11 protein-coding genes are annotated in these 16,821 nt (G+C 65.5%); 6 read left to right on the forward strand and 5 right to left on the reverse strand.

Going from position 1 to position 16,821, the window contains the following annotated elements; translation table 11 throughout:
• The first annotated feature begins 41 nt into the window (after nucleotides 1–41).
• Together IE097_RS03935 and IE097_RS03940 are read left to right on the forward strand one after the other, a co-directional pair.
• Nucleotides 42–1,103, forward strand: a complete 1,062-nt coding sequence (locus tag IE097_RS03935) for a microcin C ABC transporter permease YejB (RefSeq protein WP_189458845.1) — start codon at nucleotides 42–44, stop codon at nucleotides 1,101–1,103.
• A 32-nt stretch (nucleotides 1,104–1,135) separates the two neighbouring features.
• Nucleotides 1,136–2,185 (forward strand): ABC transporter permease, encoded by a 1,050-nt coding sequence (locus IE097_RS03940; RefSeq protein ID WP_189459189.1) that lies wholly within the window; start codon nucleotides 1,136–1,138, stop codon nucleotides 2,183–2,185.
• A gap of 48 nt (nucleotides 2,186–2,233) precedes the next feature.
• On the opposite strand, the gene IE097_RS03945 is transcribed toward IE097_RS03940, so the two are convergent.
• Nucleotides 2,234–2,614, reverse strand: coding sequence for a DUF2502 domain-containing protein (locus IE097_RS03945; RefSeq protein ID WP_189458846.1), 381 nt, complete (start codon nucleotides 2,612–2,614; stop codon nucleotides 2,234–2,236).
• Between the two features lie 79 nt (nucleotides 2,615–2,693).
• Nucleotides 2,694–4,418: a potassium/proton antiporter gene (locus IE097_RS03950; protein ID WP_189458847.1), complete on the reverse strand. Its 1,725-nt coding sequence runs from the start codon at nucleotides 4,416–4,418 to the stop codon at nucleotides 2,694–2,696.
• A 131-nt stretch (nucleotides 4,419–4,549) separates the two neighbouring features.
• Here IE097_RS03950 and IE097_RS03955 point away from each other — a divergent pair, with 131 nt between their 5' ends.
• Together IE097_RS03955 and IE097_RS03960 are read left to right on the forward strand one after the other, a co-directional pair.
• A complete protein-coding gene (locus IE097_RS03955) occupies nucleotides 4,550–6,157 on the forward strand; it encodes an ABC transporter ATP-binding protein (RefSeq protein WP_189458848.1) in 1,608 nt (535 codons plus the stop codon).
• 127 nt (nucleotides 6,158–6,284) lie between these two features.
• Nucleotides 6,285–7,862, forward strand: coding sequence for a methyl-accepting chemotaxis protein (locus tag IE097_RS03960; RefSeq protein WP_189458849.1), 1,578 nt, complete (start codon nucleotides 6,285–6,287; stop codon nucleotides 7,860–7,862).
• A gap of 26 nt (nucleotides 7,863–7,888) precedes the next feature.
• Here IE097_RS03960 and IE097_RS03965 read toward each other — a convergent pair whose 3' ends face one another.
• The 3 genes from IE097_RS03965 to IE097_RS03975 all read right to left on the reverse strand — a co-directional run bounded on the left by IE097_RS03965 (nucleotide 7,889) and on the right by IE097_RS03975 (nucleotide 13,128).
• Nucleotides 7,889–8,812, reverse strand: coding sequence for an alpha/beta fold hydrolase (locus IE097_RS03965; RefSeq protein WP_189458850.1), 924 nt, complete (start codon nucleotides 8,810–8,812; stop codon nucleotides 7,889–7,891).
• Nucleotides 8,813–8,948: 136 nt separating this feature from the next.
• Nucleotides 8,949–11,525: an ATP-dependent chaperone ClpB gene (gene clpB / locus IE097_RS03970; RefSeq protein ID WP_189458851.1), complete on the reverse strand. Its 2,577-nt coding sequence runs from the start codon at nucleotides 11,523–11,525 to the stop codon at nucleotides 8,949–8,951.
• 256 nt (nucleotides 11,526–11,781) lie between these two features.
• On the reverse strand, nucleotides 11,782–13,128 hold the full coding sequence (locus IE097_RS03975; protein ID WP_189458852.1) for a GGDEF domain-containing protein: 1,347 nt from the start codon (nucleotides 13,126–13,128) through the stop codon (nucleotides 11,782–11,784).
• 325 nt (nucleotides 13,129–13,453) lie between these two features.
• On the opposite strand from IE097_RS03975, the gene IE097_RS03980 reads away from it, so the two are divergent.
• Together IE097_RS03980 and pta are read left to right on the forward strand one after the other, a co-directional pair.
• A complete protein-coding gene (locus IE097_RS03980; RefSeq protein ID WP_189458853.1) occupies nucleotides 13,454–14,506 on the forward strand; it encodes an FUSC family protein in 1,053 nt (350 codons plus the stop codon).
• A gap of 242 nt (nucleotides 14,507–14,748) precedes the next feature.
• A complete protein-coding gene (pta, locus tag IE097_RS03985) occupies nucleotides 14,749–16,797 on the forward strand; it encodes a phosphate acetyltransferase (RefSeq protein WP_189458854.1) in 2,049 nt (682 codons plus the stop codon).
• Nucleotides 16,798–16,821 lie beyond the last annotated feature (24 nt).

Here is a 16,821-nt window from a genome sequence, read left to right on the forward strand (position 1 = left end):
GCCAGCCGTGCTAAGGTGGGACAAACCCACGGACTGCGCCCATGCCGCTCTATCTCGCCAAACGCCTGTTGCTGATGCTGCCGACGCTGTTCGGCATTCTGGTGGTGACGTTCGCGGTGATCCAGTTCGTTCCCGGTGGTCCGGCCGACGAGCTGATCCAGCAACTGAAGGGGACGTCGTCGTTTGCCGAGGCGAGCGGCGGCGGCGGCGGTGGCGCAGCCGCGCGGCTTGGCCATCGCGGGCTGGACGCGCAGCAACTGGCTGAAATCCGCGCGCTGTACGGCTTCGACAAACCCGTCACCGAACGCTTCTGGCTGATGATCAAGCAGTACCTGCATTTCGATCTGGGCCAGAGCTATTTTCACCACGAAGACGTGTGGACACTGATCAAGTCCAAGCTGCCGGTGTCGGCCAGCCTTGGCGTGTGGAGTTTTCTCATCGTTTACGCAGTGTCGCTGCCGCTCGGCGTGGCGAAGGCCATGCGCCACGGCAGCCGTTTCGACTGGCTGACGACACTGGTGCTGATGGTCGGCTATGCGATTCCCGGCTTCGTGCTCGGCGTGCTGCTGCTGGTGCTGTTTGGTGGTGGCAGTTTCTGGCAGCTGTTCCCGCTGCGCGGACTGACCTCGGACGGCTGGGAGAGCCTGTCGCTGCTGGGCAAGGTCACCGATTACCTGTGGCATCTGGTGTTGCCGATCGCGGCGATGGTCGTCGGCAGCTTCGCATCGGTGACGCTGCTGACCAAGAACAGCCTGCTGGAGGAAATCCGCCGCCAGTACGTGCTGACCGCCCGTGCCAAGGGGCTGTCGGAGCGGCGCGTGCTGTGGGGGCACGTGTTCCGCAATGCGATGATTCCGATCGTCACCGGCTTTCCGGCCGCCTTCGTCGGCGCGTTCTTCACCGGCAGCCTGCTGATCGAGACGCTGTTCTCGCTCGATGGGCTTGGTCTGCTGTCGTACGAATCGGTGATCCGGCGCGATTACCCGGTGGTGATGGGCGCGCTATATCTGTTTTCGCTGATCGGTCTGCTGACCAAACTGCTGTCCGACCTCTGCTACGTGCTGGTCGACCCGCGGCTGCGCTTCGAGAGCGCTGCCGCATGAAGCCCATCCTCGAGCCGGCGCTCGAAGGCGTAATGACGGCACCCACCGTGACCGACAGCGTTCCGTTGTCGCCGTGGCGTCGCGCCTGGCGGCGCTTTCGCGCCCAGCGGCTGGGATTCTGCAGCCTGCTGATCCTGAGCACGCTGTTTGTGCTCAGCCTCGGCGCGGAGTTGCTGTCGAACGACAAACCGCTGGTCGTGCGTTACCACGATGCGTGGTACTTCCCGCTGGTGCAGTCCTACCCGGAAACCGCTTTCGGCGGCGACTTCCCGACGCCGGCCGATTACCTCGACCCTTACATCCGGGACCGTTTGAGCAGCGCTGGCAACTGGGCGCTGTTTGCACCCAACCCTTATGCGGCCAACACGATCAATTACTTCGCGCCCAGTCCGAATCCTGCACCGCCGTCGCGGGCCAACTGGCTGGGCACCGACGACCGCGGGCGCGACGTCCTGGCCCGGCTGCTCTACGGCTTCCGGATCTCGTTGTTGTTCGGTCTGGCGCTGACCGTGGTTGGGTGTGCGCTGGGCATCGTTGCCGGCGCCATCCAGGGTTATTTTGCCGGCCGGATCGACCTTGTCGGGCAGCGGCTGATCGAGGTCTGGAGCTCGATGCCGGAGCTTTACCTGCTGCTGATCTTTGCCTCGATGTTCGAACCCAGCCTGTTGATCCTGCTGGTACTGCTGTCGGTGTTCGGCTGGATGGGGCTGGCCGACTATGTCCGTGCCGAGTTCCTGCGCAACCGCAACCTCGAATACGTGCTGGCGGCAAGGGCACTTGGTCTGACCGACTGGCAGATCATCTGGCGCCATTTGCTGCCGAACTCGCTGACCGCCGTGATCGCCTTTTTGCCATTCCGGATGTCGGGGGCGGTGCTGGCGCTGACGAGCTTCGACTTCCTCGGTCTTGGCGTTCCGGCATCCACGCCGTCGCTGGGCGAGCTGCTGGCGCAGGGCAAGGCCAACCTCGACGCGTGGTGGATTTCGCTGCCGACGTTTGCGGTGCTGGTCGGCATGCTGTTGCTGCTGGTGTTCATCGGCGAGGCGCTTCGGGCCGCACTCGACCCGCGCGCCGACGCATGAAAAAACCGGCCAGTGGCCGGTCTTTTCATGCGTCCTGATGTATTCCGGTCAGCAGTTGCCTTTCTTGGCCTGCCCCGGCGGGCAGTGGTAGCCGCCCCGATCGTCGTCGTCATGGTCGTAATGCTTGTGCTTGCCGTCGTGCTTGCCGTTCTTCTTCCACCACTGCTCGTCGCGGTAGCGGCCGCCATCCCAGTAATAGCCCCGCGGGTTGCGGTAGCCGTACTTGGGGTGATACTGCGGATGTGCGTTCCACCAGGCAGGATCGCGGTAGCGGCCGTCGTACCAGTAATAACCGCGATCATCGCGGTCGCCGATGTAGACCGAAACGCCCGGGACCGAAATGCCGATGCTGACGTCGGCCGCGCGGGCAACGAGTGGCGCAGCGAGCGGCAGCGCAGCAAGCAGTCCGGTAATGAGCAGTTTTTTCACGGGTCCGTTCCATGCAATCGTAATGAATGCAGTCTAGCAACCGGGCAGCGAAGGCGCTGTGTACTGCTTCACACCCCGGCTAGTGGTCCAGCTTCAGACCGACGCGGGTGATCCGGCCACGCTCGAGCTCCCGCACGATCAGGGTGACAGTGCCGAACGTGATCCGGTCACCAACCACGGCGGGCCGGTGCAGCCGGTTGCGGATCAGCGTCGCCACGTCGAACTCGGCCTCACCGGCGGCCACCGGGAAGTCGTACAGCTCGGCCAGTGCGGTGAGCGGTGCATCGCCATCGAGTACGAAATCGCCGAAGAAGCTGCGCTCGTAGGCCATGCGCGCGTTCTGTGCTTCACCGTACCAGCGGCCGAGCTCGGGCAGGGCATCCTCGGTGGCGGCCAGCACGATCAGGTCGCCGGCACGCAGTCGTTCCGCCTGCCGCGGCAGCGTCAGCCGGACGCCGCGCAGCACGGCCAGCGGCTTCACGCGGCCGTGCTCGAGGTGGGGCGCGGCATGGGCGACGCTGTGTTCGCCGGGTGCATCCGCAACGATCCGGTACTGGACGATCTGCCAGTCCGCGCGGCCGGGCTGGCGCAGGCCGTGGCGAGCCAGCGGCTCGGGATAATCGGGTACTTCGACCTTGCAGCGTTTGGCCATCCACGGCACCAGCGTGCCCTGGATCAGCAGCGAAGCGAGCACGACGGCGAAGGCGATGTCGAACAGCGCTACTGCGCCGCTGACGCCGGCCATGATCGGAAACGTGGCGAGCACGATGGGCACGGCGCCCCGCAGGCCGACCCAGCTGACGAAGACGATTTCCCGCCGGCTGAACTTGAGCGGCACCAGACACAGTGCAACGGCAATCGGCCGGGCGATGAACATCAGGAAGGCCGCGAATGCCAGACTGGGGGCGATTTCCGGCAGCAAGCGGCTTGGCGTCACCAGCAGCCCCAGCAGCAGGAACATGCCGGCCTGTGCCAGCCAAGCCAGCCCGTCCATCATGCCGCGCACGCTCTCGCTGGCCGGCAGCGGCCGGTTGCCGATGACGAGACCGGCAAGGTAGATCGCCAGAAAGCCGCTGCCGCCGGCGCTGTTCACCGCCGCAAAAATCATCAGCCCGCCACCGAGGATCAGTAGCGGATACAGGCTTTCGGCGAGCGTGAAGCGGGCCGCTGCACGCGAGAGCAGCCAGCCGCCGGCCAGGCCGCCGACTGCGCCGAACCCGAACTGGCGCAGGAATTCGCCCAGCATGCTCAGTGCGCCGGGCTGGCTGGCGCCGGTCATCACGCTCAGCAGGGTGATGACGAGAAAGATGGCCATCGGATCGTTGGCGCCCGATTCGATTTCCAGCGTTGCGCCTACGCGCTCGTTCAAACGCACGCCGCCGTAGCGCAACTGGGCGAAGACGGCCGCGGCGTCGGTCGAGCCGACGATGGCGCCGAGCAGCATCGCGTGCAGCCACGGCAGCCCCAGTAGCCATGCCGCGAATGCGCCGGCCAGTCCGGCCGACACGACCACGCCGACGGTTGCCAGTGACAGTGCCGGCTTGAGCGCCACGCGGAAGCTCTGGATGCGTGTCTGCAGGCCGCCGGCGAGCAGAATGACCGCGAGTGCGACGTTGCCGACGCCGAAAGCCAGCGGGTAGTTGCTGAACTGGATCTGGCCCGGGCCGCTATCGCCGGCAAGCATGCCGACGCCGAGAAACACCAGCAGCAGGGGTAGCCCCAGACGGGCGGTGATGGTGCTCGACAAGGTGGCGAGCAGCAAGAGAAAGCTGCCCAGCAGCAGCCAGTAATTGAGTTGTCCCATCGAAAACCAGAAAAGCGGGCGGCATGAAAGTTCCCCGGTGCTTGTTGCGCCGCACACCGGCGGTCGGTACCGGTCGGCACTGACGCCGCGCGACGCTGCGGGGATGACGATTTGTAACATAAGATGGTCGCATGATGCCGCAAACCCGTCCTCCGCTTCTTGATGTGCATGCGCTCGGCGTGCGTTATCCCGGCGCCAGGTCGCCGGCGGTCGACTCCGTCGGGTTCTTCGTTGCCGCCGGCGAGACGCTGGCGATTGTCGGCGGTTCCGGCTCGGGCAAAAGCGTGACGGCCCGCGCGCTGATGCGCCTCGATCCCGATGCCGAATACGGCGGCGAAATCCGTTTCGACGGCGACGACGTGCTGGCGATGCCGCCACGCCGGCTGCGCGCCTTGCGCGGTGGCGGTATCGGCATGGTCTTCCAGGAGCCGCTGTCGGCCCTGAATCCGGTGATGAGCGTCGGTGCCCAGCTGGCCGAGGCGCTGGCGCTGCACTGCGGCTTGTCCGGCCGGGCCGCACAGGCCGAAATGGCCGGATTGTTGCAGCGCGTCGGGCTCGACGAGGCAGACCGGATGCTGGCCAGCTTTCCGCACCAGCTGTCCGGTGGCCAGCGCCAGCGTGTGCTGATCGCGATCGCCTTGGCCGGCAAACCGAAACTGCTCGTTGCCGACGAGCCGACGACGGCACTCGACGCGCACCTGCGCCGGCAAGTGCTGGTGCTGCTCAAGTCGCTGGCTACCGAGTCGGGAATGGGGTTGCTGCTGATTTCGCACGACCTGCCGCTGGTGCGGGATTTTGCCGACCGGGTTGCTGTGATGCATGACGGGCGCATCGTCGAAACCGGACCGACCGAACGGCTGTTCGCCGAACCGGCGCACGATTACACCCGGGCGCTGCTGGCGGCGCGCAGCGTCAGGCTGGCAGCGCCGCTCCCCGCGGTGGCGGCGACGCTGCTGCGCGCCCGTGGGCTGCACTGCCGTTACCGGCGTTCGCGCGGCTGGTTCCGCACGCCCGAGCATTTCGATGCGCTCCGGCCGACCGATTTCGAACTGGCGCGTGGCGAGACGCTGGGGGTTGTCGGTGCGTCCGGATCGGGCAAGACGACGCTGGGGCTGGCGGTATTGCGCCTTGTGCGCGAGGCGCGTGGCGAGATCGACTTCCGGTCCGGCGACGAGGCGGTGGCGTTTTCACGCCTGGCCGGCGAATCGCTGCGGCGCACGCGACGGCATCTGCAGGTGGTGCTGCAGGATCCGTTCGCTTCGCTGTCGCCCCGGCTCACCGTCGGCGAGATCGTCGGCGAGGGGCTGCGCGTCCATCAGCCCGATCTCGAGCCGGCCGAGCGGCGCCGGCGGGTGATCGCCGCGCTGGCCGAGGTCGGCCTCGCTGCCGACGTGGCGGACCGTTATCCGCATGCGTTCTCCGGCGGGCAGCGGCAGCGCATTGCGATTGCCAGAGCGCTGATCGTTGCACCGGACCTGCTGGTCCTCGACGAGCCGACATCGGCGCTCGATGCCCACATCGCGGTACAGGTGCTCGGCCTGCTGGCCGAACTGCAGCGCCGTCACGGCATCAGCTATCTGCTGATCACGCACGACCTGGCCATTGTCCGTGCGCTTGCACACCGGGTGATGGTGCTCAAGTCGGGTGAAGTCGTCGAGCACGGCACCGTCGACGCCGTGTTTGCGGCACCGGCACATCCTTACACACGATCACTGATTTCGGCTGCGGCCCTGCCTTGAGTAGTAGTACGCAAGCCGACCGGCAGGTCGGCAGTGGTGGCTGGCGTTTACACCTATAAGGGTTTGGTAATATTTGTTGTAACATGCGCGTCATCTGGATAACCACAAGAAAATCAGGGGTATTGGGATGCGTCGCAACGAGCCGGTCAGCGGGCAGGAAATCCGTGTCGATCCACGCCGTCCGCTTGTCAGCAAAACCGACCTGAAGGGGCGGATCACCTACGCCAACCCGGCATTTGTTGACATCAGCGGCTTCAGCCGTGACGAGCTGCTGGGCAGCCCGCACAACCTGGTCCGCCATCCGGACATGCCGCCGGCGGCGTTCGCCGACATGTGGCAGACCTTGCAGGCCGACCAGCCGTGGCGCGGCATCGTCAAGAACCGCGCCAAGAGCGGTGACCATTACTGGGTCGAAGCGTTCGTTACGCCGTTGTTGAACGACGGGCAGAAGATCGGTTACATGTCGGTGCGAAATGCCCCGAGCCCTGCACAGATCCGTGATGCGGAGCGTCTTTATGCTGCGGCCAATGCGGGTCGTGCGACGCTGGCCGCGACGCGCTGGCCGCACACGCTGGCACTCGAATGGCGGCTGGCTCTGGTGCTGGCGGTGTTGCTGATGCTGTCCGGCGCTGCACTGTGGATTGAACCGCGCTACTGCCTGGTGGCTGCGACCGCTGTCGCGGTTGCCGGCTGGCTCTGGCTGCGCTCGAGCTGGAAGGCACCACTGGCGGCGGCCAGCGAAGCCGTCGGCCAGTTGGCCGAAGGCAACTTCCGCTTCGAGACCAGGACGCGTGCGCCGCGCGAATGCGCCCGGCTGCTGTTGCAGATCGAGGCGATGCGCATCAGCCTGCGTGCGGTGATCGCCGACGTCGTGTCTGCCGCCGATACCGTCGGAACGCGTGCGGGTGCCGTTGCCGCGGCATCGGTGGCAATGATCGGGCGGGCACAAAGCCAGTCGGACGGTGTGAGCGGCGTGGCGGCGGCACTGGAACAGCTGACGGTCTCGGTCGACGAGATCCAGGAGTCGACGCGGCAGAGCGCTCAGCATGCCGACCACGCCAGCGGACTGGCGCGGCGCGGCAGCGGCGAGATGCGCGCGGCACAGGGGGCGACGCAGCAGGTGGTCGGCGTCGTCGACGAGGCAAGGGCAACGCTCGACGCGCTGTCCGACGCCGTCGGCAGCATCAACACCGTGACGCAGACGATTCGGGAGATCGCCGAACAGACCAATCTGTTGGCGCTCAACGCGGCGATCGAGGCGGCACGTGCCGGCGAACAGGGGCGCGGGTTTGCCGTCGTCGCCGACGAGGTCCGCAAGCTGGCCGAGCGGACCAGCCAGAGCACCGGCGACATCAGCGCCACGATTGCGACGATGGCGGAGCGATCCGCACTGGCACTGGCGAGCATGGCGCAGGCCGTCGATGCGGTGCAGCGCGGCACGGCCATGATCGACGATTGCGAACAGACCCTGCAGCAGATCTGCGATGCCAGCAGTGGCGTCGAGCGTGCCGCGCACGAGGTCGACGGCATGTTGCGTCAGCAGTCGCAGGCCGCCGGTGACGTAGCGGCGAGCATGGAACGGATCAGCACGCTGACCGAACAGAACGGCGTGGCGATTGCCGGCATGAGCGAGACGGCGGAAGCGCTGTCGGCGGTGGCCGACGAGCTGCACACCATGCTGCAGCAGTTCGACAAGTCGCGCTGATCGCGACCGGCGGCGCGCCGCACGGTTCAGGCGGTGACGCAGGCCGCCATCGTGGACGTACGGAAGTGTGCCGGCAGCAACTCGAGCAGCCGGGCGCAGACGCCGGGTGCCATGTCGTGCCCCATGCCGTCGATCTCGACCAGCCGGGCCTGCGGGATCTTGGCCGCGCAATCACGGCCGCACGCAGGCCGGACCAGCGGGTCATGGCTGCCGTGGACGATCAGGCTCGGGACATCGAGCCGGGCCAGTAGCGGACTGCGGTCCGGCGCTGCGGCAACGGCAAACAGCTGGCGCAGCACGCCGGCAGGGTGGATGGCCCGCGAGAGGCTGCGCTGCAGGCGTGCCCGTTGCATTTCGGCCGGCGTCGGAAAGCCCGGGCTCTGGATCACCGCGAAGTTGCGCATCATCCAGGCGATCAGCGTGTCGCGGTTGCCCGGCGCGTAGGCGTCGCGCGGCGGTCGGCGGACCAGCGCCGCCAGTGCCGCGCGTGTCGGTCCGGGCAAACCCGCTGCGCCACTGGTACTCATGATGCTGGTCAGGCTCAGCACGCGCTGCGGTGCCCGTGCGGCGACGAGCTGGGCAATCATGCCGCCCATCGACACGCCGGCGACATGGACCGCATCGATGCCGAGCGCATCCATCAGCGCCAGCGTGTCGGTGGCCATGTCGTCGAGCGAGTAGGGGGCCCTGATCGCCAGCCCCATGCGTCGTTTGAGCAGGTTCCAGGGCAGGCTGGGTGCGCCCAGCTCGTCCAGATAGCTCGACAGGCCGATGTCGCGGTTGTCGAAGCGGATGACGCGAAACCCGGTATCGGCCAGCGACTGGCAGAACTCGTCCGGCCAGCCGATCAGTTGCATGCCCAGACCCATGATCAGCACTACGGGCGGATTACCGGCATCACCGAATTGTTCGTATTCGATCTGTAGTCCGTTGGCGCTGGCTTGGGGCATGAGGTCTCCGGTCGGGTGCGGGGTCTTCCCTCGGACATCGGGGGCATTCGCATCGATTCAAGCGGAAATTGTGCCTGCTGTCGCCGGAAAAAAAACACCCCGCCGAAGCGGGGTGTGTCGGTGAGGGCACGCAGGATCAGCGCTGGAACACGACCTTGCCGTCGACCGCGTCGACATGAACCGTATCCTTGGCACCGAACTCGCCGGCCAGAATGCGCTTGGCCAACGGGTTTTCGATCTCGCTCTGGATCGCCCGCTTGAGCGGTCGCGCACCGTAGACCGGATCGAAACCGGCTTCGGCAATCTGCGCGAGCGCGGCGTCGCTGACGTCGAGACCGATCTCGAGCGCGGCCAGCCGGCCCTGAAGGCGCTTGAGCTGGATCGCGGCAATGCCCTTGATCTGCTCGGCTGCCAGCGCGTGGAACACGACGATTTCGTCGATCCGGTTGACGAACTCGGGGCGGAAATGCGCCTTCACTTCGGCGAGCACGGCGATCTTGGTCAGCTGGTAATCCTCGCCGGCCATCATCTGGATCTGCTGGCTGCCGAGGTTGCTGGTCATCACGATCACCGTGTTCTTGAAGTCGACCGTGCGGCCCTGGCCATCGGTCAGGCGGCCGTCGTCGAGCACCTGCAAGAGCACGTTGAACACGTCCGGATGCGCCTTCTCGACTTCGTCGAGCAGGATCACGCTGTACGGTTTGCGCCGCACGGCCTCGGTCAGGTAGCCGCCTTCGTCATAGCCGACATAGCCCGGCGGCGCGCCGATCAGCCGCGCGACGCTGTGCTTCTCCATGAATTCGGACATGTCGAGCCGGATGATGTGCTCGTCGGTGTCGAACAGGAACTCGGCCAGCGCCTTGGTCAGCTCGGTCTTGCCGACGCCGGTCGGCCCGAGGAACAGGAAGGAGCCGTACGGGCGGTTCGGATCGGCAAGGCCCGAGCGCGAGCGACGGATCGCGTCCGACACGACGGTGATCGCCTCGTCCTGACCGACGACGCGCTTGTGCAGTGCGTCCTCCATGTTCAAGAGCTTCTCGCGCTCGCCCGACATCATCTTGCTGACCGGAATTCCGGTCGCGCGGCTGACGACCTCGGCGATTTCCTCGGCACCGACTTGCGTACGCAGCAGCCGGGTCGGCTTGTCCTGACCCTCGGCGGCTTCGGCGGCCTTGAGCTTGGCCTCCAGCTCGGGCAGCTTGCCGTACTGCAGCTCGCTGGCCTTGTCCCATTCGCCCCGGCGCTGTGCCGCATCCATCGCGTTGCGCACCTGTTCGATCTCTTCCTTGATCGACTGCGAACCGAGCACGGCGGCCTTCTCGGCCTTCCAGATTTCCTCGAGATCCGAATACTCTTTTTCCAGTGTGCCGATCTCTTCCTCGATCAGGCCCAGACGGCGCTGCGATGCTTCGTCCTTCTCGCGCTTGACGGCTTCGCGCTCGATCTTGAGCTGGATGATCCGGCGCTCGAGCTTGTCCATCGATTCCGGCTTGGAGTCGATCTCCATCTTGATCTTGGCCGCAGCCTCGTCGATCAGGTCGATCGCCTTGTCCGGCAGGAAGCGGTCGGTGATGTAGCGGTGCGAAAGCTCGGCCGCGGCGACGATGGCCGGATCGGTGATGTCGACACCGTGGTGGATCTCGTACTTCTCCTGCAGCCCGCGCAGGATGGCGATCGTCGCCTCGACACTCGGCTCGTCGACCAGCACCTTCTGGAAGCGGCGCTCGAGCGCGGCGTCCTTCTCGATGTATTTGCGGTACTCGTCGAGCGTGGTCGCGCCGAGGCAGTGCAGTTCGCCGCGCGACAAGGCGGGCTTGAGCATGTTGCCGGCATCCATGGCGCCCTCGGCCTTGCCGGCGCCGACCATGGTGTGGATCTCGTCGATGAAGATGATGGTGTTGCCTTCATCCTTGGCGATGTCGTTCAGCACGGCCTTCAGGCGTTCCTCGAACTCGCCGCGATACTTGGCGCCGGCGAGCAGGGCGGCCAGATCGAGTACCAGGAGGCGCTTGTGCTTCAGCGATTCGGGCACTTCGCCGTTGACGATGCGCTGCGCCAGGCCTTCGACGATGGCGGTCTTGCCGACGCCGGGTTCGCCGATCAGTACCGGGTTGTTCTTGGTCCTGCGTTGCAGCACCTGGATGGCGCGGCGGATTTCGTCGTCGCGGCCGATCACCGGGTCGAGTTTGCCGGCGCGGGCGCGCTCGGTCAGGTCGATCGTGTACTTGGACAGCGCCTCGCGCTGTTCCTCGGCATTGGCGTCGTTGACGTTCGCGCCGCCGCGCACGGCGTCGATCGCAGCTTCGATTGCCGCCTTGTTGCCGCCGTTTGCTTTTAGCAGCCGGCCGGCTTCGCCCTTGTCGTCACACAGGGCAAGCAGGAACAGTTCGGACGAGATGAACGCGTCGCCGCGCTTGATCGCGGCCTTGTCGGTCAGGTTCAGCAGGTTGGCCAGATCGCGCGAGACATTGATCTCGCCGCCGTTGCCTTCGACCTTGGCCTGACGTTCGAGCGCGGTGTTCACAGCCGCTTTCAGTGGCGGTACGTTGACACCGGCGCGCGACAGCAGCGCAGCGGTGCCCGAGTCGCTGTCGTTCAGCAGCGCAGCAAACAGGTGGACCGGTTCGATGAAGCCGGCGTCATGGCCGAGCGCCAGGCTTTGGGCGTCGGCGAAGGCGGACTGGAATTTGGTGGTGAGCTTGTCGAAACGCATGGGTTCTCCTCGCAGGCGGAAGTTCTGTATGCATGCTAGATGGAGCAGGCCTGACGCATTTCAAGCGGAAAGACCTTCGGGCGCCTGGGGGTATAAATCGGCGGGACGCGCCGATGTCCGCATCGACGGCATGGGTGGCCCAGGCGACCGGCGCGTCATGCCGGCGCGATGCGGAGTTGGCCATGGCGCCTGACCGAATGCGCTGCCGGATTTCAGTGGCTGCGGCTGTGGTGTCGAGTCCGGGAACGTTTCCGGATCAGGTGTTCGGCCGGTCCACCGCTGTGGTGGCGGCGTGCGGCACACCGGCGCTGACCACGCGATTTCGGCCGAGGTGTTTGGCTTCGTAGAGCGCCCGGTCGGTACGTTCGAGGAACGACGCGATCGATTCGGTGGCCAGCGTGGTGACGCCGAAACTGGCGGTCAGCGGCTGGCGGGTGGGCCAGAGGTTGGTTTCGACCGCACGGCGCAACGCTTCCGCCAGCTGGACGGCGTGCTCGAGCGAGGTGTCGGGGCACAGCAGCACGAACTCTTCGCCGCCCCAGCGGACGAGATAGTCGCGCTGGCGGATGCGCTTGCGCAGCAGCGCCGAGAACTGCTGCAGCACCGCGTCACCCATGGCATGGCCGTGCTCGTCGTTGACCCGCTTGAAGTGGTCGATGTCGCAGAACACCGCTGCCAGCGGCCGCTCCTCGGTGATGGCCCGCGACGCTTCATCGAGCAGCGCGTCACGAATGCCGGCGCGGTTGAGCGCGCCGGTCAGCGGATCGCGTTTGGCCTTTTCGCCGATCTTGGCGTTTTCCAGCATCAGCGCCGCGTTGAGCTGCTGCAGTTCGGCCTCGCGTTCGCGACTGTGTGCCAGCGTGCTGCGCATCCGCAGCTGCCAGTGTGCGAGGTAGACCAGCGCGGCGCTCAGCCACATCGCGACGATGAACAGCGCCATTTCACCGATGCTGACCCATTTGCCGCGGAATTCGATGTAGTCGATGCGGAAATCCAGATCGGCTTTCTCGCGGACACCGGCGGTATCCAGCAGCATCATCGGTACGTTGTGCGTTTCGACCGCGGCACGTTCGATCGGAATGTTGTTGTTGTTGAGCCACCAGGACGCAACGTTGAACGCGCGCATCGGCACTTCGATTTCGCTGCCGTCGGCATGCGGTTCGAATTGCAGCTCGTTCAGCCGCCAGGTCAGCGGGTTGTCGGCCTTGGCACTACCGGTATCGAAATTGCGCAGGAACAGCCGCAGCCGCCGCGAACCGTTGCCGTCGGCTTTCACCTTGAGTGCGACGGTGGAGAAGCGGGAAAAATCGAGCCCCTGATGCGGGTCGGCGCTGAAGGTGAAACGCAGCTCGCAGTACGGCCATTCATAGACCGGGCTCAACCGGCAACGCCACAGCAGGCGCTGACCCTGCCGCTGCAGGCTGGTGACCGAAGTGCCGCCTTCATCGGTGTCGGCAATCGCCACGACGCCGTAGGCGTGTTCGCCGTCGATCCGCATGACCCGGTTCAGCCCGAGGTATTGCCACGCAAGCAGGGCGATACTGACCAGCAGCAGAATGGAAACGGCAGTGTGCAAGCGCCTGTCGGCGTCGGGGGAGTTCATTGGCAATCGGGTTTGAATGGCTGTCCTGATTACAATTAAACCGGTTTTTCAATGCAATCCACAAACTGATTGCACTGGCTGTATCCCGAAGGGCATGCCGCTATTTCCATTGGATATCGCTTGGGGATATTGTTGGCATGACGATGGAATTATCCGTTCGAAATTGCGGGCCAACTTGTTGGTAATTGTCATGATTAGTAAGTCTGGAGGAGTACATGATTTCATGTAAGTGCAGCTGCAGGACTACGTCATCATTACCAATGCCAATTGGCTGCACTGCCCGTACATTTCGCGCTTTCAGGCCCGCGTGCGAATCCGTTCCGCCATGTTTTCCCATCCAGCACTGACCTTACAGCATGCGCCGGTCAACCGGCGCAAGATGCTGCGCGCGGTCATCGCGGTCGGCCTTCCGCTGACGATCGCGTTGGTGCGGGGCGAGTTCCTGCCTGCGGTTTACGGTGCGGTGGCCGGGTTCTACACGCTGTTTGTCGACAGTGGCGGCGATACCGGCGAACGGCTGGCGGCCATCCTGTACATGACCGTCGGCATGCTGCTGGCCGGGATTGCCGGCGTTGTCGGCCACTACGTGCCCGGTTCGGCGCTGGTGCTGCTGCTCGGCTTCACCGCTGTCGCCGGCTGGCTGCAGGGGGCGGGCAGCGCGGTCGAATTCATCGGCAAGTACTGGCTGATCGCCTTTCTCTTCGGCGACAGTGCACCCGACCTGCCGCCGCTGTGCGGTACCTACGTGATCGTCGGCGGACTTGCCGGCATGTTTGCCGTACTGGTCGATCTGGCCATCGCGCGCCGTCCCGAACCGCAGAGTGCACCGATGCTGCGCGACGCGGCGCGGCACCTTTTGCGCCGTCGCCACACCAATGGTGCGTTCACCTTCTATTTCATGGTGCTGGTCGTCGTCGGTTACGTCGTCGGTCACTGGCTTGGACTGACCCGCGCCTACTGGGTGCCGCTGACCATCGTCATCGTCACCGTTTACGACCCGCGCCACAGCATCCACAAGCTGATCCAGCGTCTGGCAGGGTCGCTGCTCGGCGCCGTGCTCGGTGCGCTGATCGTGCATTTCGTCCGTGCCGAATGGGCCCTGGCGCTGTGCGTGACCGCGATGGCCGCCTGGCTGCCGGCGGCGCAGGCCCGCAACTACTGGGTCGCGGTGATTCCGATCACCGCATTGGTGATGGTGCTGCTCGATTTCGGCATCCTGCGCGGCAGCATGTCGGCAACGGATTTTGCGCTGGCCAGAATGGCCGATACCGTCGTCGGCTGCATCGTCTGCGGTGTGGGTGCCATGATCTATCTGCGCCTGTTGCCGCGGATCGAGGCGGCGCAGTCGCCACGCCGCTTGCGGCAGAAGCGGGACTAGATAGTCAAATTTGTTGACTTAAACATCCTGGGGCTGTCAATGGCTGTGAAACCGCGGCCTGACATCACGCAAGTTTCATGCTGGCGGCGTAACAAGTACCGCCACGGGGCAGGGGCGATGGACTACATTTCCCGCATCAGACATCCGTACGCTGCGCGTCCGCCTGCCGCCAACCGGTGAAACGCGGACCGGACAGAATCAGTAGCTCAGGCGCCACGGCGCCGTTGCAAAGGAAATCACACATGCAGACATTCTTCATCGCGCCGACCCGGCAGAACGTCGGCCTGACCTCGGTATCGCTCGGCGTCGTCCGGGCCCTGCAGCGTCAGGGGCTGAAGGTCGGTTTCGTCAAGCCGGTTTCGCAGGATCACCACGAGATCGAGCGTTCGACGCATTTCGCCCGTGAAATCTGCCAGATCGACACGCCGAACGGCCTGTCGACCGGGCAGGTGATCGCCCGCGTCGCGGCGGGGCAGAACGACGAACTGATGGAAGACATCGTCAGCCTGTGCATGCGCGCCGCACAGGGGGCCGACGTGCTCGTCGTCGAGGGGCTGCATGTCGACCCGAACAACGCATTCACCGCAGGCCTGAATGCCGACATCGCCCGCGCGATGCAGGCCGAGACCGTGCTGATCGCCAATGCCGGTGCGCCGGGCGCGGTCAACGAGGTCAAAGTGCTGGCTGCCCAGCTTCGCCACGAAGGACTGAACGTGGCCGGGGTGATTTTCAACAAGGCTCCGGCGACGTTCGACGCCGCCGCGCAGCCGGCGATCGACGGCATCCCGGTCTGGGGCGTCGTCCGTTACGACGCACAGCTGCTGGCGCCGCGGACGCTCGACGTGGCGCGCCACCTGAATGCGCAGGTGCTGATCGAGGGCGAGATCGCCAAGCGTCGCGTGCGCGACACCGTGATTGCTGCCCGTTCGGTGACCGAGGTGGTCGAACGGCTGGTGCCGGGGGCACTGGTTGTCAGCGCCGGCGATCGCGACGACATCATGCTGGCAACCGCGCTGGCCGCAAAGAATGGCGTGCAGCTTGCCGGTCTGCTCCTGACGCATTCGAGCCTGCCCGATCAGCGCATCCGTGATTTCTCCGCCATGGCCCTCAACAGCGGCATTCCGGTGCTGCAGACCGATACCGACAGCTTTGGCACCGCCGCACGCATTGCCCAGGTGCCTCCGGCTGTGGCGGCCGACGACGTCGAACGGATGAATGCGGTGCTCGACGCGGTGGCCGAACAGCTGTCGGCCGAGTCGCTGGCTGCAGGCGTGCGTGTTCCGGCCTCGGGCCGGATGTCGCCGCCGGCGTTCCGCTACCAGCTGATCAGCAAGGCGCGTGCCGCAAAGAAGCGCATCGTGCTGCCGGAAGGGGACGAGCCGCGCACGATCAAGGCTGCGGTGATCTGCGAAGAGAAGGGCATCGCCAGCTGCGTGCTGCTGGGCAAGCGCGCGACGATCGAATCGATCGCCGCCGCGCAGGGCGTGACGCTGCCGGCGTCGCTGGAAATCCTCGATCCGGACCTCGTGCGCCAGGAATACGTCGCGCCGATGGTCGAACTGCGCAAGAGCAAGGGCCTGACCGAAGGCCAGGCCCTCGAACAGCTTGGTGATACCGTGGTGCTCGGCACGATGATGCTGGCGGTCGACAAGGTCGACGGTCTGGTGTCCGGCGCGGTGCATACCACCGCGAGTACGGTCCGTCCGGCCCTGCAGCTGATCAAGACCGCCCCGGGTTCGTCGATCGTCTCGTCGGTGTTCTTCATGCTGATGCCGGACCAGGTGCTGGTCTACGGCGACTGCGCGATCAACCCGAACCCGACCGCCGAACAGCTGGCCGAGATCGCCAAGCAGAGCGCCGACAGCGCCCGTGCGTTCGGCGTCGATCCGAAGGTCGCGATGATCAGTTACAGCACCGGCAAGTCCGGTGCCGGCGCCGATGTCGACAAGGTGCGCTCGGCCGCCGAACTGGCGCGCGAAAAGTACCCGGAACTGGTGCTCGACGGCCCGCTGCAGTACGACGCGGCGTCGGTCGCCGATGTCGCGGCGCAAAAGGCACCGGGCAGCAAGGTGGCCGGCAAGGCGACGGTGTTCGTTTTCCCTGACCTCAATACCGGCAACACCACCTACAAGGCGGTGCAGCGCAGCGCCCACGTCGTCAGCGTCGGTCCGATGCTGCAGGGCCTCAGGAAGCCGGTGAACGACCTGTCGCGCGGCGCGCTGGTCGACGACATCGTGTTCACGATTGCACTGACTGCCATCCAGGCCGCACAAATGGATACGCATCACTGAGCGGATCGCTTTCCGCCTGAAAAC

Source organism: Jeongeupia chitinilytica (assembly GCF_014652315.1).
Taxonomy (GTDB): Bacteria; Pseudomonadota; Gammaproteobacteria; order Burkholderiales; family Chitinibacteraceae; genus Jeongeupia; species Jeongeupia chitinilytica.